The 19,373-nt window shown below is 65.4% G+C and carries 18 protein-coding genes; 16 read left to right on the plus strand and 2 right to left on the minus strand.

Annotated features, from left to right (window positions below):
* The first annotated feature begins 251 nt into the window (after nucleotides 1-251).
* The 12 genes from ACMGEZ_RS08260 (at nucleotide 252) to cheZ (ending at nucleotide 10,925) form a co-directional block, all read left to right on the plus strand.
* A complete protein-coding gene (locus tag ACMGEZ_RS08260; RefSeq protein WP_436821784.1) occupies nucleotides 252-539 on the plus strand; it encodes an EscU/YscU/HrcU family type III secretion system export apparatus switch protein in 288 nt (95 codons plus the stop codon).
* A gap of 287 nt (nucleotides 540-826) precedes the next feature.
* Nucleotides 827-1,183: a flagellar transcriptional regulator FlhD gene (flhD, locus tag ACMGEZ_RS08265; RefSeq protein ID WP_436821785.1), complete on the plus strand. Its 357-nt coding sequence runs from the start codon at nucleotides 827-829 to the stop codon at nucleotides 1,181-1,183.
* Nucleotides 1,184-1,203: 20 nt separating this feature from the next.
* Complete coding sequence (gene flhC, locus ACMGEZ_RS08270) at nucleotides 1,204-1,833, plus strand: flagellar transcriptional regulator FlhC (RefSeq protein WP_436822180.1); 630 nt, start codon at nucleotides 1,204-1,206, stop codon at nucleotides 1,831-1,833.
* A gap of 46 nt (nucleotides 1,834-1,879) precedes the next feature.
* A complete protein-coding gene (gene motA, locus ACMGEZ_RS08275) occupies nucleotides 1,880-2,740 on the plus strand; it encodes a flagellar motor stator protein MotA (protein WP_436821786.1) in 861 nt (286 codons plus the stop codon).
* Between the two features lie 18 nt (nucleotides 2,741-2,758).
* Nucleotides 2,759-3,697 carry a flagellar motor protein MotB gene (gene motB, locus ACMGEZ_RS08280; protein ID WP_436821787.1) on the plus strand — a complete coding sequence of 313 codons (939 nt, stop codon included), beginning with the start codon at nucleotides 2,759-2,761 and terminating at the stop codon, nucleotides 3,695-3,697.
* 32 nt (nucleotides 3,698-3,729) lie between these two features.
* Entirely contained in the window at nucleotides 3,730-5,742 is a 2,013-nt protein-coding gene (cheA, locus tag ACMGEZ_RS08285) for a chemotaxis protein CheA (protein WP_436821788.1), read from the plus strand.
* Nucleotides 5,743-5,760: 18 nt separating this feature from the next.
* Nucleotides 5,761-7,080, plus strand: a complete 1,320-nt coding sequence (locus ACMGEZ_RS08290) for an EAL and HDOD domain-containing protein (RefSeq protein ID WP_436821789.1) — start codon at nucleotides 5,761-5,763, stop codon at nucleotides 7,078-7,080.
* 60 nt (nucleotides 7,081-7,140) lie between these two features.
* Nucleotides 7,141-7,998 carry a CheR family methyltransferase gene (locus ACMGEZ_RS08295; protein WP_436821790.1) on the plus strand — a complete coding sequence of 286 codons (858 nt, stop codon included), beginning with the start codon at nucleotides 7,141-7,143 and terminating at the stop codon, nucleotides 7,996-7,998.
* 166 nt (nucleotides 7,999-8,164) lie between these two features.
* On the plus strand, nucleotides 8,165-8,776 hold the full coding sequence (gene cheD, locus ACMGEZ_RS08300) for a chemoreceptor glutamine deamidase CheD (protein WP_436821791.1): 612 nt from the start codon (nucleotides 8,165-8,167) through the stop codon (nucleotides 8,774-8,776).
* The gene (locus tag ACMGEZ_RS08305) at nucleotides 8,773-9,849 is read left to right on the plus strand and encodes a protein-glutamate methylesterase/protein-glutamine glutaminase (RefSeq protein ID WP_436821792.1); all 1,077 of its coding nucleotides are present in this window, start codon (nucleotides 8,773-8,775) and stop codon (nucleotides 9,847-9,849) included. Before cheD ends, ACMGEZ_RS08305 begins: the two co-directional genes overlap by 4 nt.
* 37 nt (nucleotides 9,850-9,886) lie before the next feature.
* Nucleotides 9,887-10,285, plus strand: a complete 399-nt coding sequence (gene cheY, locus ACMGEZ_RS08310) for a chemotaxis response regulator CheY (RefSeq protein WP_436821793.1) — start codon at nucleotides 9,887-9,889, stop codon at nucleotides 10,283-10,285.
* Between the two features lies 1 nt (nucleotide 10,286).
* The gene (cheZ, locus tag ACMGEZ_RS08315; RefSeq protein ID WP_436821794.1) at nucleotides 10,287-10,925 is read left to right on the plus strand and encodes a protein phosphatase CheZ; all 639 of its coding nucleotides are present in this window, start codon (nucleotides 10,287-10,289) and stop codon (nucleotides 10,923-10,925) included.
* A 59-nt stretch (nucleotides 10,926-10,984) separates the two neighbouring features.
* On the opposite strand, the gene ACMGEZ_RS08320 is transcribed toward cheZ, so the two are convergent.
* A complete protein-coding gene (locus ACMGEZ_RS08320) occupies nucleotides 10,985-12,148 on the minus strand; it encodes a DEAD/DEAH box helicase family protein (RefSeq protein WP_436822194.1) in 1,164 nt (387 codons plus the stop codon).
* A gap of 23 nt (nucleotides 12,149-12,171) precedes the next feature.
* Nucleotides 12,172-12,492, minus strand: a complete 321-nt coding sequence (locus tag ACMGEZ_RS08325; protein ID WP_436821795.1) for a hypothetical protein — start codon at nucleotides 12,490-12,492, stop codon at nucleotides 12,172-12,174.
* 268 nt (nucleotides 12,493-12,760) lie between these two features.
* Here ACMGEZ_RS08325 and ACMGEZ_RS08330 point away from each other — a divergent pair, with 268 nt between their 5' ends.
* From ACMGEZ_RS08330 to flhF, 4 genes are all read left to right on the plus strand, one after another.
* On the plus strand, nucleotides 12,761-13,195 hold the full coding sequence (locus tag ACMGEZ_RS08330) for a type III secretion system chaperone family protein (RefSeq protein ID WP_436821796.1): 435 nt from the start codon (nucleotides 12,761-12,763) through the stop codon (nucleotides 13,193-13,195).
* Between the two features lie 367 nt (nucleotides 13,196-13,562).
* Nucleotides 13,563-14,705: a flagellar biosynthesis protein FlhB gene (gene flhB, locus ACMGEZ_RS08335; protein WP_436821797.1), complete on the plus strand. Its 1,143-nt coding sequence runs from the start codon at nucleotides 13,563-13,565 to the stop codon at nucleotides 14,703-14,705.
* The gene (gene flhA, locus ACMGEZ_RS08340; RefSeq protein ID WP_436821798.1) at nucleotides 14,702-16,798 is read left to right on the plus strand and encodes a flagellar biosynthesis protein FlhA; all 2,097 of its coding nucleotides are present in this window, start codon (nucleotides 14,702-14,704) and stop codon (nucleotides 16,796-16,798) included. Before flhB ends, flhA begins: the two co-directional genes overlap by 4 nt.
* A complete protein-coding gene (flhF, locus tag ACMGEZ_RS08345) occupies nucleotides 16,795-19,323 on the plus strand; it encodes a flagellar biosynthesis GTPase FlhF (protein ID WP_436821799.1) in 2,529 nt (842 codons plus the stop codon). Before flhA ends, flhF begins: the two co-directional genes overlap by 4 nt.
* Nucleotides 19,324-19,373: the final 50 nt, after the last annotated feature.

A 19,373-nucleotide genomic window follows, 5' to 3' on the forward strand; every position in this document is an offset into this window, starting at 1 on the left:
TTTGGTTACTTTCTTTGGCGAGACAAAGAAAGTGACTCGCCCGCCGGGGCGAATTCCCGGCTCCGGACTCAAACCAACAGCAACGTCCGAGTCGACGGCAACGTCCGAATCGACGGCAACGTACGAATCAACGGCAACGTACGAATCGACAGCCAACGTGCCCCCACCCCAACCCTCCCCCAGAGGGACAAGGAGTAAGGCAAACACACCATCCGCGGCACTCGCACGCACCCGAACGCACAGGCACGCCGATGACGCCCCCCAATGACGAGCGCCCGAGCGCGGTGGCCTTGTCCTACCTGGACAAGAACCGCGCCCCCATCGTGGTCGCCAAGGGCTACGGCCTGGTCGCCGAATCGATCATGCGCGAGGCCCGTGAGAACGGGCTGTATGTGCACGCCTCGCCCGATCTGATCCGCCTGCTGATGCAGGTCGACCTCGACCGGCAGATCCCGCCCGAGCTCTACCTCGCCGTGGCTGAGGTGATGGCCTGGATCCATGGGCTGGAACAGGCCGAGGTAGGAGCCAGTTCGCGCTGATTGGAAGGTTGCCCGATGTAATACTTTTGTAGAGCAATCTTCATTCGCTTTTTGTTCACTTAATCAGCGTTGGGCCGTTACTACTTTTTTCGCACGTAATTGACCGAGGCGGTACTTATGAATATGCATGAGTTCTTCTTAACGCGCTCCACCCTCGCGGCCCCCTCTGTAGGACCGTTCGCACAAACTCTGTAATTTATTCCTCACTTCTTAAAGCCAAAAGCTACAAACGTTACAAATTCAAAGCGTCCTGCATACACTTGAGCCTCGATTGAACGGAGTGCAAAGTGGAAACGGACAAGGTCACAAACGCGGCGAACGGCGACATTTCGAAAGAAATCGGGGACATCAATCTCGCCTACATGTTGCTGGCCCAGAAACTGGTCAAACAAGATCGCGCAGCGGCGATGTTCAAACTGGGCGTGAGCCGCGAACTCGCCGACATGCTGGCTGGCATGTCGCTGGCGCAGATCCTCAAGCTGGCGGCCTCCAACTTCCTGCTGTGCAGCTTCCGCATCGACGACCACCCGTCGATGTCGGCTGTTGTCGGCGACGAGAAGGACACGACGCTTCAACAGGCACACATGTCGATCCTGATGTCGGCGCGGCGCCTGCAGGTGCGTGACACCGGCGTAGCCGCGTGAGCCCGTCGAACAGCGGGCCGATGAGCCGCAAGAGCGTGCTCCGCGAGGTGCGCGAGGTGCAGCTCGCGATCGAGCTGATCGAGCTCGGCGCGCGCCTGCAATTCCTGGAGGCCGAGGTGGACCTGAGCCGCGAACGCCTGATCCGCCTCTACAAGGAACTCAAGGGCGTCTCGCCGCCCAAGGGATTGCTGCCTTTTTCCACGGATTGGTACATGACGTGGCTGGCCAATATTCATTCGTCGATGTTTTACAACATGTATCAATTCATGTTGACGCACGCAAATGAGAATGGTTTGCAGGCGCTGATCAAAAGTTACCGCCTTTATGCCGAGCAAATTGAATCGCAAGGCGGCGAAATCGTGCTGGATTTCACACGTGCCTACACCATGGTGCGTTTTTTCGACAGCGACATGCTGCAGTTGAGCGCCTGCTGCCGCTGCGGCGGCAGGTTCGTCGCGCACGCTCACGACAGCAAGAACGGCTATGTGTGCGTGCTGTGCCGCCCGCCCTCCCGCGCGGGCAAGACGCGGGGCGCCAAGCGCGCGGCGACGGCCATTTCGAGCGAATCGGGACTTCAGAAACCGGCTTCCCCTGCCGATAGACCGGAAGCAGCGCCCGCAGGGAGGGCTCTGCTGGCGGCCCTGCCCTGAAGGCAGGTACTGGATTCGATGCCTTGACGGGCAAAAGGGGAAGCGCGTGCTGGTTCTGGTCGGGTATCTGGTAGTGGTGGGGGCCGTCTTCGGCGGCTATGCCTTGATGGGCGGCCACTTCGGTGTCCTGTTCCAGCCGGTGGAACTGCTGATGATCGGCGGTGCCGCCCTCGGCGCCTTCATCGCGGGCAACAACGGCAAGACCATCAAGGCCACCATCAAGGAGCTGCCGCTGCTCCTGCGTTCCTCCAAGCACAACCGGCAGCTCTACATGGACCTGCTGGCGCTGCTCTACGAGCTGCTGGCCAAGGCGCGCAAGGAAGGAATGATGAAGCTCGAGGCCGACGTCGAGGCGCCGGCCTCGAGCGAGATCTTCGCGCGCTATCCCGACATCCTCGCCGACGCCAACATGATGGAGTTCCTCTGCGACTACCTGCGCCTGGTGATCAGCGGCAACACCGACGCGTTCGAGATCGAGGCGCTGATGGACCACGAGATCGAGACCATCAAGCACGAGGCCGAGGTGCCCAGCCACAGCCTCTCGCGCATCGCCGACGCGCTGCCCGCGCTGGGCATCGTGGCCGCGGTGATGGGCGTGGTCCATGCGCTGGGCTCGGCCGACCTGCCGCCTGCGGAGATGGGCGCGCTGATCGCGCACGCCATGGTCGGCACCTTCCTCGGCGTGCTGCTGGCCTACGGCTTCGTGGCGCCGCTGGCCTCGCTGATCGAGCAGAAGGTGGCCGAGGGCATGAAGATGTACCAGTGCGCCAAGGTCACGCTGCTCGCCAGCCTCAACGGCTACGCGCCGCAGCTGGCGGTGGAGTTCGGCCGCAAGGTGCTGTTCTCGACCGAGCGGCCCACCTTCACCGAGCTCGACAGCCATGTGCGCGAAGTCAAGGCCCGCTGAGATCGCGAGGGCAGGGGCATGAGCGCAGAAAGGGGCCGTGTCGTCGTCAAGCGCGTCGCGGGCAACAGCGCCGGCGGGCACCATGGCGGTGGCTGGAAGATCGCCTATGCCGACTTCATGACGGCGATGATGGCCTTCTTCCTCGTGATGTGGCTGCTGTCCAATGCCAGCCCCAAGCAGCGCGAGGGCATCGCCGAGCACTTCCGCATGCCGCTGAAGGTGGCGATCAACGGCGGCGAGAAGAGCAGCACCAGCACCAGCGTCATTCCCGGCGGCGGCATGGACCCGGTCACCCATGTAGACGGCGAGGTCCGCCTGGCTCAGGCCGACATGGAAGACGCGGCCGACGCCGACCGCCTGGCCAGCATGAAGAAGCGGCTGGACGACCTGATCGAGAACAGCCCGGTCTTCAAGCAGTTCCGTTCGCAGATCCTGATCGACATCACGACCGAGGGCCTGCGCCTTCAGATCGTGGACAACGAGAACCGCCCGATGTTCGACCTGGCCAGCGCGCGGCTGCTGCCGCACGTGCGCGGCATCCTGCGCGAGATCGGGCCGGTGTTGATGGAGCTCCCCAACAAGATCACGCTGTCGGGCCATACCGACGCCATCGTCTACACCAACGGCGACCGCTCCTACGGCAACTGGGAGCTGTCGGCCGACCGCGCCAACGCCTCGCGCCGCGAACTGGTGATGGGGGGCATGGCCGAGGACAAGGTCATGCGCGTGGTCGGCCTGGCCGACAGCATGCACCTGGACAAGGCCGAGCCGCGCAACCCGATCAACCGCCGCATCAGCATCATCGTGCTCAACCACCGCACGCAGCAGCAGATCGAGCGCGAGAACAGCGGGGACGGTGGCGGGGCCACACGGGCCGGCCGCTTGCCGCGGCCGGCACCGCCGCCGCCCGACAACGTCAAGGTGACGGCCTACAAGCCGCCGCCGCTGCAGAACTAACCCAGCCCGAAGAAGCCGGTCAAGGAGCACCCATGGACCTCAGTCAATTCACACAAGCATTCTTCGTCGAGGCGGTCGAGCTGCTGGCCGAGATGGAACAGCTGCTGCTCGAACTCGACGTCGCCGCGCCCGATGCCGAGCAGCTCAACGCCATCTTCCGCGCCGCGCATTCGATCAAGGGTGGCGCGGCAACCTTCGGCTTTACCGCCCTGACCGACACCACGCACCTGCTGGAGACCCTCCTGGACCGGGCGCGCCATGGCCAACTGAGCCTGAGCGCTCCGATGATCGATGCCTTTTTGGAAACGAAGGACGCCTTGCAAGAACAACTCACGGCCTACCAGGCGGGCAAAGAACCGGAGCCTGAGAGGGTGGCGCAGATCTGCGCCGTGCTGCAACAACTGGCACTGGAGAACGGCGCCGCCGGGGCCGCGCCTGCTCCCGCTGCTGCGCCCGCACCGGCCCCCGTGGCCGCCGCGCCCGCCGAGCCCGTGCCGCAAGGCGCGCTGCGCATCCGCTTCTCGCGCCTGTCCGACAGCGAATGCGACCTGCTCGCGGACGAGCTCGGCAACCTGGGCAAGCTGCTGTCGCGCACGCGCAGCGGCGACCAGTTGACGGCACTGCTCGAGACCACCTGCAGCCCCGACGACATCATCGCCGTGTGCTGCTTCGTCATCGACGAATCGCAGATCGACATCACGCGCGAGGCGGCGGCGCCCGAGGCCGCCGCGGCCCCCGCCGCCGAGGCCCCGGCCGCGGCGCCGAAGGCAGTGCCGGTTGCGGGCCCGCCGGCCGGGCCGGCTGCGGCAGCAGCGAACGCCAAGGAGTCCAGCTCGATCCGCGTCGACGTGGAGAAGGTCGACCAGCTCATCAACCTGGTGGGCGAGCTGGTGATCACCCAGTCGATGCTGACCCAGGCCGCGACCATGCTCGACCCCGTGGCCTACGAGCGCTTCCTGAGCGGCCTCGGCCACCTGGAGCGCAATGCGCGCGACCTGCAGGAATCGGTGATGTCCATCCGCATGATGCCGATGGACTACGTGTTCAGCCGCTTCCCGCGCGTGATCCGCGACGTGAGTGCCAAGCTGGGCAAGCTGGTCCGGCTCGACACCTACGGAAAGGAGACCGAGCTCGACAAGGGCCTGATCGAGCGCATCGTGGACCCGCTCACGCACCTGGTGCGCAACAGCCTCGACCATGGCATCGAGACGCCCGAGCAGCGCCTGGCCAAGGGCAAGGACGCCACCGGCCAGCTGCTGCTGTCGGCCCAGCACCACGGCGGCAACATCGTGATCGAGGTCAGCGACGACGGAGCGGGCCTGAACCGCGGCAAGATCCTGGCCAAGGCGCAGCAGCAAGGCATTGCGGTCAGCGACGGCATGCCCGACGACGAGGTGTGGCAGCTGATCTTCGCGCCGGGCTTCTCCACCGCCGAGCAGGTCACCGACATCTCGGGCCGCGGCGTCGGCATGGACGTGGTCAAGCGCAACATCCAGGAGATGGGCGGCCACGTGGAGATCAGTTCACGCGAAGGCCGCGGCACCACCACCCGCATCGTGCTGCCGCTGACGCTCGCCATCCTCAACGGCATGTCGGTCAAGGTCGGCGAAGAGGCCTACATCCTGCCGCTGAGCTATGTCATCGAGTCGCTGCAGCCGCTGGCGGAGCACCTGCACTCGATCACCGCCGACGGCCATGTGATCAAGGTGCGCGGCGAGTACCTGCCGCTCATCGAGCTGCACCGCGTGTTCGACGTGGCCGGCGCGCAGACCCAGCCGACCCAGGGCATCCTGGTGATCGTGCAGGCCGACGACACGCGTTTCGCGCTGCTGGTCGACGAGCTGCTCGGCCAGCACCAGGTGGTGGTCAAGAACCTCGAGACCAACTACCGCAAGGTGCCCGGCATCTCGGCCGCGACCATCCTGGGCGACGGCAGCGTGGCCTTCATCATCGACGTCGGCGCCATGCCGCGCATCCAGCGGGCCCAGGCGGCCAGTGCCGCTGCGTTGGCGGGCGCCTCGAGGATGGACCCGATCGCAGCCTGAGAGCACGGAGACCACGCCATGCGCTTCGACTTCTTCCGGCGACAGCAATCCAGCGACGGCCCCGCGGCCGGCCAGGCGTCCGGCCAGGCGTCCGCCGCCGGCGAATGCGACGCCAGCGGCTACGTCACCTACGCCCAGCTGCTCGACGCGGGCAAGCGTGTGATGGGCTACAGGCTCGCATGGCGAGCGGCCTCGTCGGACAACGCGGCGGATGCGCTTGCGCAGTTCAAGGCACTCATGACCTGCGCCGGCAGGCACCTCAACAGTCCCAAGACCGGATGGGCGCTCGGGCGCACCCTGCTGTTCGTCGACGTCTCGGCCGAGTCGATCATGGCCGGCGAGCTGCAGCTCCTGCCGCCCGAGAATGTCGTGCTGTGCGTCGAGCCCGAGCTGCTCATGAACGAGGAGCTGCGTCCCATCGCGCTGTTCCTGCGCGAGCAGGGCTTCAGCTTCATGCTTTGTGGTGCCGACGCACTGCCGCAGGAGGAGGAGTTGCGCGGCCTCGTGACCCACTTCGACGTGGGTGCGGGCGACCGCGCGCTGGTGGAGCGCCTGCGCAGCGAGGCGGGGGCGGGGCAGCCGCCGCTGCAGCTGATCGTCACGCGCATGAACGAATGGAGCGACTTCGGCGCCGCCGCCGCGCAGCGGCTGGAGGTGTTCGTCGAGGGAAAGCACCTCCGGCCCGGCGAGCACGCGGCGCCCAGCCAAGGCGCCATGCAACCGGAGTCGATGCTGATCGTGCAGCTGATGCAGATGATCCAGCGCAACCAGGACGTGCGCGAGATCGAGGCCGTGCTCAAGCGCGACGCCGCGTTGACCTACCGGCTGCTGCGCTACATCAACTCGCCGGCCATCGGCGCCGGCGTCGAAATCCATTCGCTGCGCCACGCCGTGACCATGCTCGGCTATGCGCCGCTGTTCCGCTGGCTCTCGGTGCTGCTGGCCATGAGCAATGCCAAGGGCAGTGCGCCCTTCATGACGAAGAAGGCCATCCTGCGCGGCCGCTTCGTCGAGCTGATGGGCAAGGGCATGCTGCCGGCTGCGGATGCCGACAACCTCTTCGTGGTCGGCATGTTCTCGCTGATCGACCGGCTGCTCGGGGTCCCGATGCGGGAGGTGCTCGGCAAGGTGCAGCTCAGCGAGGCGGTCCAGCAGGCGATCCTGACGCGCGAGGGTGCCTACGGGCCCTTCCTGGCGCTGGCCGAGAGCTGCGAGGAGGACGGCGAGCGCGCCGCGAGCCTGGCCGAGGCGCTCTTCATGAGCGCCGACCAGGTCAACGCCGCGCACCTGTCGGCACTCGCCTGGGCCCAGGACCTCGGCCCCGCCGAGGCCGCCTGAGCGGAAGCGAGATGCAGGGCTTTTGGTCGCTTGATCGCCACATTGAAAAAGACGTGCGCTATGTACATTGAAAGCCCATCCCCGGCGTCGCTCGTGAACTCCGAATTCCTCTTTACCGACCACGATTTCGCGAAGGTCCGCACGCTGATCCATCGCCGGGCGGGCATCGCCCTTGGCGAGCAGAAGCGCCAGATGGTCTACAGCCGGCTGTCGCGCCGTCTGCGCGAGCTGCGGCTGCCCGAGTTCTCGCGCTATCTCGAGATGCTGGAGTCCAGCCATGACGGCGAGGAGTGGCAGGCCTTCATCAATTCGCTCACCACCAACCTGACCTCCTTCTTTCGCGAGGCGCACCATTTCCCGGTGCTGGCCGAGCATGCGAAGCGCGGCAAGCAGCCGGTCACCGTCTGGTGCGCCGCGGCCTCCACTGGCGAGGAGCCGTACTCGATCGCCATCACGCTGGTCGAGGCGCTGGGCGAGCGCGCTGGCGCGGCCCGCGTGATCGCCACCGACATCGACACGGCGGTGCTGGCCAAGGCCTCGGCCGGCGTCTTCACGCTGGAGCAGGTCAACCACCTTCCCGCCGAGCGGCTGCGGCGCTTCTTCAACAAGGGCACCGGCGCCAATGCAGGCAAGGTGCGGGTGCGGCCGGAGCTCGCGGCCATGGTGCGGTTCGAGCGCCTCAACCTGCTCGACCCGGTGTGGCCGGTGAAGGAGCCGGTGGACGCGATCTTCTGCCGCAACGTGATGATCTATTTCGACAAGCCCACGCAGAAGCGCATCCTCGATCGCTTCGAGCCGCTGCTCAAGACAGGTGGGCTGCTGTTTGCCGGGCATTCGGAGAATGCATCTCTGGTGAGTCCGAACTTCAAGGCGATCGGGCAGACGGTTTATGAAGTGAATCGGAAGGGGAGGGCATGAGCGCTTCATGGTTGCGCGAATGTGCTCCTGGCTTGCTCCGTCGCCCGCCGGGGCGAAATCCCGGCTCCGCACTCAACACAACAGCAACGTACGAAATCAACCGAAACGAGTGCCCCCACCCCAACCCTCCCCCGGAAGGGGAGGGAGCAGAACCGGAGGCTTCCACATGACCGCCTCCGCCCCAGGCTCGATCGCCAGCCACCACTACTTCGACCGCGACTTCGACAGCATGGCCGTCAAGCTGCTGCCCTCGGAGTACTACGTCACCGCCGCCGACACCGTGATGACCACGGTGCTGGGCTCCTGCGTGGCGGCCTGCCTGGTCGACCGCGATGCCGGCGTCGCCGGCATGAACCACTTCATGCTGCCGGAGGACGCCGAGCCGGGCACCCGCGGCCAGGCCGAGTCGATGCGCTACGGCGCCTACGCGATGGACGTGCTGATCCGCGAGCTGCTGCGCGCCGGCGCGCGGCGCGACCGCCTGCAGGCCAAGGTCTTCGGCGGCGCCGCGGTGCTCGCCAACATGACCACGCTGAACATCGGCGACCGCAACGCCGACTTCGTGCTGCGCTATCTGGAGACCGAGCGCATCACTGTCGCGGCCCAGGACCTGCGCGGCCCGCATGCGCGCCGCGTGTGCCTGCTGCCGCGCAGCGGCAAGGCTGTGGTGCGCAAGCTGCGCGCCCAGGTGGAGGTGCAGTCCGTGCAGCGCGAGGAGGGCGAGCTGCTGCGCAAGCTTTCCGCCGTCAACAAGAACAAGGGGAGTTGCCTGTCATGAAGAAGATCAGGGTCCTGTGCGTCGACGATTCCGCGCTGATCCGCAGCGTGATGACCGAGCTCATCAACAGCCAGAGCGACATGACGGTGGTCGGCACCGCGGCCGACCCGCTGGTGGCGCGCGACCTCATCAAGCAGACCAACCCGGACGTGCTGACGCTGGATGTCGAGATGCCGCGCATGGACGGCCTCGAGTTCCTCGAGAAGCTGATGCGCCTGCGGCCGATGCCGGTGGTGATGGTGTCATCGCTGACCGAGCGCGGCTCCGAGATCGCGCTGCGCGCGCTGGAGCTGGGCGCCATCGACTTCGTCACCAAGCCGCGACTGGGGGTGCGTGACGGCCTGATCCAGTACACCGAGCACATCGCCGGCAAGATCCGCGCCGCCGCGCAGGCGCGCCTGCTGCCGAGCCGCCCCGCAGCCGCGCGGCCGGCCGCCGAGAGCGCCCAGGAGCCGCTGCTGCGCAGTCCCCTGCTGTCGACCGAGAAGCTGATCATCATCGGCGCCTCCACCGGCGGCACCGAGGCCATCCGCGAGGTGCTGCAGCCGCTGCCGCCCGACGCGCCGGCCGTTTTGATCGCGCAGCACATGCCGCCCGGCTTCACCCGCTCGTTCGCGCAGCGGCTGGACGGCCTGTGCCGCATCAACGTGAAGGAGGCGGAGCAGGGCGAGCGCGTGCTGCCGGGCTATGCCTACATCGCGCCGGGGGGCTGGCACCTCGCGCTGGGCCGCAGCGGCGCCAACTACGTGGCCCAGCTCAACCAGGAGCCGCCGGTGAACCGGCACCGCCCCTCGATCGACGTGCTCTTCGACTCGGCGGCCCGGCATGCGGGCAAGAACGCGATCGGGATGATCCTCACCGGCATGGGCCGCGACGGCGCCGAGGGCCTGCTGCGCATGCGGCAGGCGGGCGCACACACCCTGTCGCAGGACGAGGCGAGCTGCGTGGTCTACGGCATGCCGCGCGAGGCCGTGCTGCTGGGTGCCGTCGACGAGGTGTCGCCCTTGAACGAGATAACCCGCCGCGTGCTCGCGCACCTGCGCACCTTCGGCGAACGCACCAACCGCGTGTGACGCCGTCTGAATCTGAACCATTGAAGCTGGAGAAATCGTGATCGATAAGAGCATCAAAATTTTGGTCGTGGACGACTTTCCGACCATGCGGCGCATCGTGCGCAACCTGCTGAAGGAGCTGGAGTTCCTCAACGTCGACGAGGCCGAGGACGGCGCCGCCGGCATCGAGAAGCTGCGCGGCGGCGACTTCGGCTTTGTCGTGTCGGACTGGAACATGCCCAACATGGACGGCCTGACCATGCTGAAGGCCATCCGCGCCGACCCGGAGCTGGCCAAGCTGCCGGTGCTGATGGTCACGGCCGAGGCCAAGAAGGAGAACATCATCGCCGCGGCACAGGCCGGCGCCAACGGCTATGTGGTCAAGCCCTTCACCGCTGCCACGCTCGAGGAAAAGCTCAACAAGATCTTCGAGAAGCTGCAAAAAGAGGCCGCCTGATATGAGCTCCAACACACAAGGCAACACGCATGACGAACTGCTGGGCCGCATCGGCCACCTGACGCGCCAGCTGCGCGAGGGCATGCGCGAGCTGGGCCTGGACAAGCAGGTCGAGCGCGCAGCGCAGGCCATTCCCGATGCGCGCGACCGCCTCAACTACGTGGCCGCCATGACGGAGCGGGCGGCGCATCGTGCGCTCAACGCCATCGACGTGGCGCAGCCGATGCAGGAGGCGCTGTCGAACGGCGCGAAAGACCTGAGCGGGCGCTGGGACCAGTGGTTCGCCAACCCGATCGAGCTGGACCAGGCGCGCGGGCTGGTGATGGACACGCGCGGCTACCTGCAGCAGGTGCCGGAGCGCGCCAGCGCCATCAACTCCCAGCTGATGGAGATCATGATGGCGCAGGACTTCCAGGACCTGACGGGCCAGGTCATCAAGAAGATGATGGAAGTGGTCAACGAGGTCGAGACGCAGCTGCTGCAGGTGCTGATCGACAACTCGCCGATGGAGAAGCGGCCGGAGCTCGCCGTGGTTCAGGGCAACGGCCTGATGAATGGGCCGCAGATCAAGGCCGACAACCCGGAGGCGGTGACGGATCAGGCGCAGGTGGATGACCTGTTGGAGAGTCTGGGGTTCTAGCGTCTGCAAACCCCGTGTTGCTCCGTCCTGGCGCGCGTCCAGGGTAGTTGTCGCCTCGTTCAAGCAGCCATCGGCTGAATGTCGTTGGTGGCCGAATGCATCTTGATGAGGGAGGCGCGTTCGGGGTTGAGCGTCACCGGTCCGATGGGCGACCAATTGCGTGTGGCGCCCGACCAGCGCCGGGTTGAGCTCGCGAGCGCTCGTGCTTTGCCCAGCGCGTTGAGCTTCATCGTGATACGACTCGCGATAAAGCGCGGGTTGTTGGAGCCGGCGGCGTGCTGCAGTTCATGGCGCTGATAGATGCCCAGAAGGCTTTCCTCGCGCGGCGTGGCCACTGCCAGCAGCTGGGGCTCTAATCCCAAACCCTTTTTTTCACCCGGCCTAGTCAAGAGGTCAAGAAGTGGGTTGTCCGGCGAAATTTTGAAATCCCGTATCAAATCTATGATTTGATCAGTTGACTGTCCATTAATCTCAGAGATGACAGATTGAAGATTGCGTAAAGTCCTTGAATTGAACTCCGTTTCTAATTCACCCAACTTATGCCCCGAATTTTCTCGATATTTCTGAACAGCCTGATCAGCAAGCCTATATGAACTATCTTCCCGCCCCCAAAAAAAGAGCGCATCTTCAAATCTCGACCCTTCCCATTTGTTCGATTTAATCCCTCTTGCACAATCGTCTGAAAAAAGCACGGGAATTCCATCCTGAACAAGGCCAGGTGTCATATTTTCATAGTATTCGTTAAAATCTTCCTGAACCCCAACGGTATTGCGCACGCACGCATTGGTATCAAAACCTGCAACGATTACAAAATCAGCAGCACGTACTTGTTTACGAAGCTCAGGATCTTCTAGTTTGTTGAGTGGATTTATCGAATGAAAAGTGTGCAGAACATTGGCGACTGCAGATTCCAGTTCCGGCTTTAAAAGCGGCTGGCATGGTCTTGTACAAATCAGGACTTGCCCTCCTAATTTCTTGACCTTATCAATCAACGCCAATTGATTTTTTGTGATCTGCTTATCGAAGCCGTTTCGATCGTCGCCGACTTCATCAATAAGCAATAACGTTGGCTTCAGCCCCTTGTCGTGTAAGGAGTTAAGTGCATGATCGAGATTCAAAGCCGGATACCCATTTTCATCTTTTGCCAGGGTCGCCTTGACAATGTCCAGATTTTTTTCGCGTACCTCAAAAACATGATTTTGTTCGCCAGCCTCAATAGACATTATTTCACTTGAGTTTTCTCTTTCTATTTCGCTGTATTCGTGTTTTTTAAGCTGGCTAGATCAGCTTGCGCAAGTTCTATAACGGGATTTTCATGAGCTCGCCTGGCAATTTCCAGGGCATAAGTTGCCCCAAACCCCGCCGCGGTTCGCGCCAGTTTGCGCTCTTGATGACGGCTATTGATCCACTGCACTGGATGATCGGGGTTGAACATCTGATTGATCAAGCAGCCACGGAGATTCTTGAATCCTCGCCCGACATTTTGTTTAACGTCTTTGAAGCCGCGGGCTGCTGCCTCACTAGTTGCCATTTCTTTCGTATATCGTGGGTGGGCTGATGGGATCATGGCTTTCTCCAATGACAAAAGTGGATCAAGAGTGACTTTAAAGTCGCGGGAATAGTCGCTTCACATTTCATTGCTAAACCAAAGGTAATGAGATGTTGATATGGTTGTAACAACAAGTGGCGCCAAGTTCCCGCTAACCCTGCAGATCACAAATGGGGCATTGGAAAATGTGCCGAAAGTCACAGTTCCGACTTACGTTTGGGATAGGTGCTGAAGACAGGCAAGTTGCCACTGTCATAATAGAAATTTGGTCCTGGAGGTATTCAAAATGTCGCCTGATCAATTCCGCGAGCTATGCCGCAGCACCGCGAGGGTACTTCAACTGGATCGGCTGGATGCATTCGATGATGACGATGTGTACTTAGACGGAGTAACGGTAGGACTTCTCCACGCTGAGGATTGGGATGAAGATGGAGTTTTTTGCTACGCTGACCTTGGCTCCATCGATTCGTGTGCAGCAGCGCCGCAGCTGGCTGAAGAGGTGCTCGCGCTCAATCTTGAGCTAGACGCTGGCTTAGGAGAGGTCATCGGCATAGAGCGACAGAGCCGTCATCTCGTTTTTCGCGCCCGCCTTGATAATCGGAGCAAACCACTGCGTGAAGCTGAAGTGGCCGAACAACTACGCAGCTATGCGGCGCTTGCGAACGAACTCTACCAAACCGTCCTCGTGGGTCTGAGCCGTCCGGCCCAGCGAACAGCTTAACCCCGCAAGGCTTTATTCGGAAGTTTACCTTCGACACACTGGTAGGCCTGCTCAGCCGCCATTGAATGTGTGACCGCGCGGAGGATATATCGCTGCGCATGCCGCAAACAAGGGGTTTGCCCTTGCGCAGACGCGTCCACTGGCCTGCTGGGTACTCCACTTCTCAACGCCGCGGCCATGATCCGAAAGCTGCTGGCCCGCCGCGCTCATCCCGTGGCTTTCGCCGCCGTGCAGGGCCCTGTCCATCTCGCTCTAAGCCCCAAGCAGGAGGGCATTCCTGCCCCTCATCGATGGATTGTCCAGAGGGCCCGAATCCAATAATCAGCCACGACTCGGCGATGTTCGCCGATGCTCTCCCGGGACATGAATGGCTGACGAAAGCGATCTCGAAAAGACAGAACCGGCCTCGCCGCGGCGCCTCGAGAAGGCGCGCGAAGAAGGCAGCGTGGCCCGCTCTCGCGAGCTGGTCACCTTCGTTCTGCTCGCCACCGCGGTCGCCGGCCTGTGGGCACTGTCGGGGCCGCTGGGCCGGGACTTCCAGGCATCGTTCAGCCACGGCCTGCGCTTCGAGCGCGCGGCGGCCTTCGACACCTCCTTCATGCTGACGCAGGCCGGGCTGCTCACGATGCAGGCGCTGATCGCGATGGCGCCGCTGATGGGCATGCTCGTGCTGGCCGCGCTGGTGGCGCCGCTGATGCTCGGCGGCTGGCTGTTCTCGACGCAGGCGCTGGGGCCCAAGTTCGACAAGCTCGATCCCATCGCGGGCATCAAGCGCCTGTTCTCCACCCAGTCGCTGGCCGAGCTGTTCAAGGCGTTGGCCAAGTCGCTGCTGATCGGCGGCGTGGCCTGGCTGGTGATCATGGACGGCATGGACGAAGTCAACGCGCTGATGGCCCAGTCCGAGCGCGCCGCACTGCCGCAGATGGTGCTGCTGGTGGCGCGCAACTGCGCGCTCATCACTGCCGCGCTGCTGCTGATCGCGCTGGTGGACGTGCCCTGGCAGCTGTGGAGCTACTACCGCAAGCTGCGCATGTCGCGCGAGGACCTGCGCCAGGAGCACAAGGAAAGCGAAGGCGACCCGCACCTCAAGGCGCAGATCCGCCGCCAGCAGCAGCAGATGGCCAAGCGCCGCATGATGTCCGAGGTGCCCAAGGCCGACATCGTGGTCACCAATCCCACGCACTTCGCCGTCGCCCTCAAGTACGTCGACGGCGACATGCGCGCGCCGCGCGTGGTGGCCAAGGGGACGGACCGCGTGGCCGAGCGCATCCGCGAGATTGCCAAGGAGAACAAGGTCGCGATCCTCGAGGCGCCGCCGCTCACGCGCGCGCTCTACAAGAACACCCGCCTGGGCGACGAGATCCCCGCCGGGCTTTACACCGCCGTGGCCGAGGTGCTGGCCTGGGTCTACCGGCTCAAGCGCTGGCAGGCCGAGGGCGGCGAGGCACCTCGCACGCCGGGCGATCTGCCCATTCCCCAGGATCTCGAATACACGCCGAACGCCGCATGAACGCGATCGCCTCTTTCCTGCGCCTGCCGCCGCAGAGCTTCTCCGGCGCCCAGATGAAGGGCCTGGCCGGTCCCATCCTCATCATCCTGATCCTCAGCATGATGGTGCTGCCGCTGCCGCCCTTCCTGCTCGACCTGCTGTTCACCTTCAACATCGCCATGTCGGTGATGGTGCTGCTGGTGAGCATGTACACGATGAAGGCGCTGGACTTCGCGGCCTTCCCGGCGGTGCTGCTGTTCTCGACGCTGCTGCGCCTGTCGCTCAACGTGGCCTCCACCCGCGTGGTGCTGATGCACGGCCACACGGGCCCCGACGCCGCCGGCAAGGTGATCGAGGCCTTCGGCCACTTTCTGGTGGGCGGCAATTTCGCGGTGGGCGTGATGGTCTTCATCATCCTGGTGCTGATCAACTTCATGGTCATCACCAAGGGCGCGGGCCGCATCGCCGAGGTCGGCGCGCGCTTCATGCTCGACGCCATGCCAGGCAAGCAGATGGCGATCGACGCCGACCTCAACGCCGGGCTGATCGGCGAGGACGTGGCGCGCAAGCGGCGCACCGAGGTCGCGCAGGAGGCCGATTTCTACGGCTCCATGGACGGCGCCAGCAAGTTCGTGCGCGGCGATGCCATCGCGGGGCTGCTGATCATGGTGATCAACATCATCGGCGGCCTGGTGGTGGGCATGGTGCAGCACGGGCTGGACTTCTCGACCGCCGGCAAGACCTACACGCTGCTGGCCATCGGCGACGGCCTGGTGGCGCAGATCCCCGCGTTGGTGATCTCGACCGCAGCCGGCGTGATCGTCTCGCGCGTGACCACCGACGAGGACGTGGGGCGCCAGCTCACCGGCCAGCTCTTCTCGAGTCCGCAGGTGCTGTTCCTCACGGCCGCGATCATCGGCCTGATGGGCATGATCCCCGGCATGCCGAACCTGGCCTTCCTGCTGATCGCGGGCGGTCTGGTCTGGCTCGGCCGCCGGCTGCTGCTGCGCGCGCCGCAGCAGGCGGCCGAGCAGGCGGCTGCCGCCAAGGCCGCGGCCAGCGCGCCGGCGCCCGAGGCGGCAGAGGCCACCTGGGACGACGTGGCCCTGGTCGACCCGCTGGGCATGGAGGTCGGCTACCGGCTGATCCCGCTGGTGGACCAGTCGCAGCAGGGCGAGCTGCTGGGCCGCATCAAGAGCATCCGCAAGAAGATCGCGCAGGAGCTGGGCTTCCTGGTGCCGGTGGTGCACATCCGCGACAACCTGGAGATCCAGCCCAACAGCTACATCATCCGCCTCAAGGGCGTGGAGATCGGGCGCGGCGAGGCCTATCCCAACCAGTGGATGGCGATCAATCCCGGCCAGGTCACGGGCACGCTGCCCGGCACGCCTACGCAGGACCCGGCCTTCGGGCTGCCCGCGGTGTGGATCGACGCCAGCCAGCGCCAGCAGGCGCAGGTCTTCGGCTACACGGTGGTCGACGCCTGCACGGTCATGGCCACGCACCTCAACCACCTGATCCAGACCCACGCCGCCGAGCTGCTGGGCCGCCAGGAGGTGCAGCAGCTGCTGGACCAGGTCGGCAAGACCGCGCCCAAGCTGACCGAGGACCTGGTGCCCAAGGTGCTCTCGCTGAGCACGCTGCACAAGGTGCTGCAGAACCTGCTCGAGGAGGAGGTGCCGATCCGCGACATGCGCACCATCCTCGACGTGATGGCCGAGCACGCGCCGACCATCAAGGACGCCACCGAACTGACCTCGCTCACGCGCCTGGCGCTGGGCCGCGCCATCGTGCAGCAGCTGTTCCCGGGCGACTCCGAGCTGCAGGTGCTCGGGCTCGACCCCACGCTCGACGGCGTGCTGCAGCAGGCCATGACCAACAACAGCGGGATCGAGCCCGGCCTGGCCGACAACCTGCTCGCGCAGACCCAGGCCGCGATCGCGCGCCAGGAGCAGATGGGCCTGGTGCCGGTCCTGGTCGTGCAGCACTCGCTGCGCGTGCTGCTCTCTCGCTTCCTGCGGCGCAGCCTGCCGCAGCTCAAGGTGCTCTCGCATGCCGAGATCCCTGATTCCCGCCACATCAAGATCACCGCCACCATCGGAGGAAGAGTTTGAACATCATCACGGACGTGCGCAGCGCCGCACGCAAGTTCGTCGCCGCCACCAGCCGCGAAGCGCTGCGTCTGGCCCGCGAAGCCCTGGGCTCGGAGGCGATGGTGCTGACCAACCGCGTCGTCGCCGAGGGCGTCGAGATCGTCGCGATGGCGCCGGAGGAAATGGAGCAGGTGGCGGAGCACGCGACTGCCGTGGCGTCCGCTGCAGTGCCGGTACCTGCGCCTGTGCTCGCGGTCGCCGGCCCGACGCCTGCGTCCTTCGCGACTGCCGAAAACGCGGCGACCGCTGCCATGCCCGCGCCGATGCCGGTGCCCTCGATGCCGGCGATGCCCTTCGCGCCCTCCATGCCTTCTCGGCCGGCGGTGCCGCCCTTGCTGCAGCGGGCCATGCCGGCTGCGCACGCGCTGCCGATCGCACCTGTCGCCGAAGCGCCGGCCGCCGCCACCCCCCACGCCGACCCGGTGCTCAGCGAGCTGCACTCCATGCGCGGCATGATCGAGGAACAGCTGGCCACCGTCGTCTGGAACGACCGGCAGCGCCGCGACCCGATGCGCGGGCGCCTGCTGCGCACGCTGCTGGGCGCCGGCTTCAGTGCCCGCCTGGCCAAAGCCATGCTGGAGCACCTGCCGGCCAACCAGAGCTATGCGCAGGGCATGGCCTTCGTGCGCTCGGAGCTGGTCCGCACCCTGCCCGTGATGGAGGACGAGGATGCGCTGCTGGCCCAGGGCGGCGTCTATGCGCTGATGGGCCCGACCGGCGTCGGCAAGACCACCACCACCGCCAAGCTCGCCGCGCGCTGCGTGATGCGCTTCGGCGCCGACAAGCTGGCGCTGGTGACCACTGACAGCTATCGGATCGGCGCCTACGAGCAGCTGCGCATCTACGGCCAGATCCTCAACGTGCCGGTCTACGCGGTGAAGGACGCGACCGACCTGCAGCTGGTGCTCAACGACCTGCGCAACAAGCACATGGTGCTCATCGACACCGTGGGCATGAGCCAGCGCGACCGCGCCGTCTCGGAGCAGATCGCCATGCTGGGCAGCAGTCCGCGGCCGGTGAAGCGGCTGCTGCTGCTCAACGCCGCCAGCCACGGCGACACGCTCAACGAGGTGGTGCATGCCTACCGCCACGGCGCGAGCGGCAACGAACTGGCCGGCTGCATCTTCACCAAGGTGGACGAGGCCACGCACCCCGGTGCGCTGATCGACACGGTGATCCGTCACCGGCTGCCGGTGCACTACGTTTCCAGCGGCCAGAAGGTGCCGGAGAACCTGGCGCCGGCCGACCGCGCCGCGCTGGTCGACAGCGTATTCCAGGCCAAGGCGCCGAGCGCGCTCTTCGTGCCTGGCGAGAGCGACCTGCAGGACAGGCCGGCCGCCGCCGAGGACGCGTCGGAGGTGGCGCAGGCGCAGGCCGAGACCGAGCGCCTCCGGCTGAAGTACCAGCAGCTGATCCATGCCATGGCCCACGACGCGCAGGAGGTGGCCTGGGCGGCCAAGGCGCTGGCCGATGCCGACCTGGGCTTCGATGCCACGCGCGAGCTCTGGCGCATGGCGGCCGACGAGAACGTGCTGCACAAGACCGTGCTGCAGTCGCTCAAGGCGCATGCGTGGAGCGAGATCGCCACCGGCTGCGACCGCCATGTGCTGGCGCTCGGCGGGCAGCTCGGCCTCAAGTCGAACGAGGGCGGCGATGCCTACGGATGCGAGAGCAGCCTGCTGCTGTCGGATCGCGACGGCCAACCGCTGGCCGCGCCCAACCAGTGGCTGTCCACCGCCGCTGCCGGCACGGCTGCCGCAGCGGCGCGCAGGGCCGGGCTGCGCCCGCTGCAGTGGGTGGCCCAGCAGGACTTCGGCAAGCCGGTGGTGCACGCGCTGCCGCGCCTGCCCGCCATCGAATTCATGAGCGAGCTCCAGGCTCGCGGGCTGGCCTGGCTGGCGCGTGCGCCGGGCTCGACCGCCATCGTCGACACGGCCGGCGGCCGCGGCACGCTGGCGCGGCTGGAGCTGGCGTTCGGCGAGGCGCACCCCGTGCGCTTCAAGGGCAAGCCTGCACTGCAGGCCGAGGCCCACGCCGAAGTGCTGCTGCGCGGGGAGCACGGACTGCCTGCGCTGCGCTGCGTCGCGACGCGCGTGATGGATCCGAAGAGCCGCAAGATCCTTGCACAGAATTACCTGCTGTCGAACATCGGCAGCGATGTCGGCGCGGCGCAGCTCGCGCAGTGGCAGGCCTGGGCGGCGCAGGCCGAGCCCTGTTTCCGGCTGATTCGCCAGGGCCTGCAACTGGTGGGCGGAATGGGCGAGCTGGGCGACCCGCACATGATGAAGCGCGTGCTGATCGCCGGCCAGGCCGGCACCACCGTGTGGCGGCTGCTGCACGCCGAAGGGGAATGGGCGGGCCGCACCCGTTCGCTGCTGAGCCAGCTCACCGGTCGGCGCCTGCGGCCCGACCGCGCGCCCTCGGGCAACGTGCTCTACGAGGGCGTGGCCAAGATGTTCCTCTTGCTGGAGGCGCTCGGTACATGAGCCGAACAGCCGCTCCGAAGGCGAATACCGAAGCGCGCAGCGCAGAGGTT

This window comes from Variovorax stachyos, assembly GCF_051400855.1.
GTDB lineage: Bacteria > Pseudomonadota > Gammaproteobacteria > Burkholderiales > Burkholderiaceae_C > Variovorax.

Bases quoted from the DNA above. Each gene is read 5' to 3' on its own strand.
- ACMGEZ_RS08260 (WP_436821784.1), top strand. From the start codon at position 252: ATGACGCCCCCCAATGACGAGCGCCCGAGCGCGGTGGCCTTGTCCTAC.
- flhC (WP_436822180.1), top strand. From the start codon at position 1,204: ATGAGCCGCAAGAGCGTGCTCCGCGAGGTGCGCGAGGTGCAGCTCGCG.
- motB (WP_436821787.1), top strand. From the start codon at position 2,759: ATGAGCGCAGAAAGGGGCCGTGTCGTCGTCAAGCGCGTCGCGGGCAAC.
- cheA (WP_436821788.1), top strand. From the start codon at position 3,730: ATGGACCTCAGTCAATTCACACAAGCATTCTTCGTCGAGGCGGTCGAG.
- ACMGEZ_RS08290 (WP_436821789.1), top strand. From the start codon at position 5,761: ATGCGCTTCGACTTCTTCCGGCGACAGCAATCCAGCGACGGCCCCGCG.
- ACMGEZ_RS08295 (WP_436821790.1), top strand. From the start codon at position 7,141: ATGTACATTGAAAGCCCATCCCCGGCGTCGCTCGTGAACTCCGAATTC.
- cheD (WP_436821791.1), top strand. From the start codon at position 8,165: ATGACCGCCTCCGCCCCAGGCTCGATCGCCAGCCACCACTACTTCGAC.
- ACMGEZ_RS08305 (WP_436821792.1), top strand. From the start codon at position 8,773: ATGAAGAAGATCAGGGTCCTGTGCGTCGACGATTCCGCGCTGATCCGC.
- cheZ (WP_436821794.1), top strand. From the start codon at position 10,287: ATGAGCTCCAACACACAAGGCAACACGCATGACGAACTGCTGGGCCGC.
- ACMGEZ_RS08320 (WP_436822194.1), bottom strand. From the start codon at position 12,148: ATGTCTATTGAGGCTGGCGAACAAAATCATGTTTTTGAGGTACGCGAA.
- ACMGEZ_RS08325 (WP_436821795.1), bottom strand. From the start codon at position 12,492: ATGATCCCATCAGCCCACCCACGATATACGAAAGAAATGGCAACTAGT.
- ACMGEZ_RS08330 (WP_436821796.1), top strand. From the start codon at position 12,761: ATGTCGCCTGATCAATTCCGCGAGCTATGCCGCAGCACCGCGAGGGTA.
- flhB (WP_436821797.1), top strand. From the start codon at position 13,563: ATGGCTGACGAAAGCGATCTCGAAAAGACAGAACCGGCCTCGCCGCGG.
- flhA (WP_436821798.1), top strand. From the start codon at position 14,702: ATGAACGCGATCGCCTCTTTCCTGCGCCTGCCGCCGCAGAGCTTCTCC.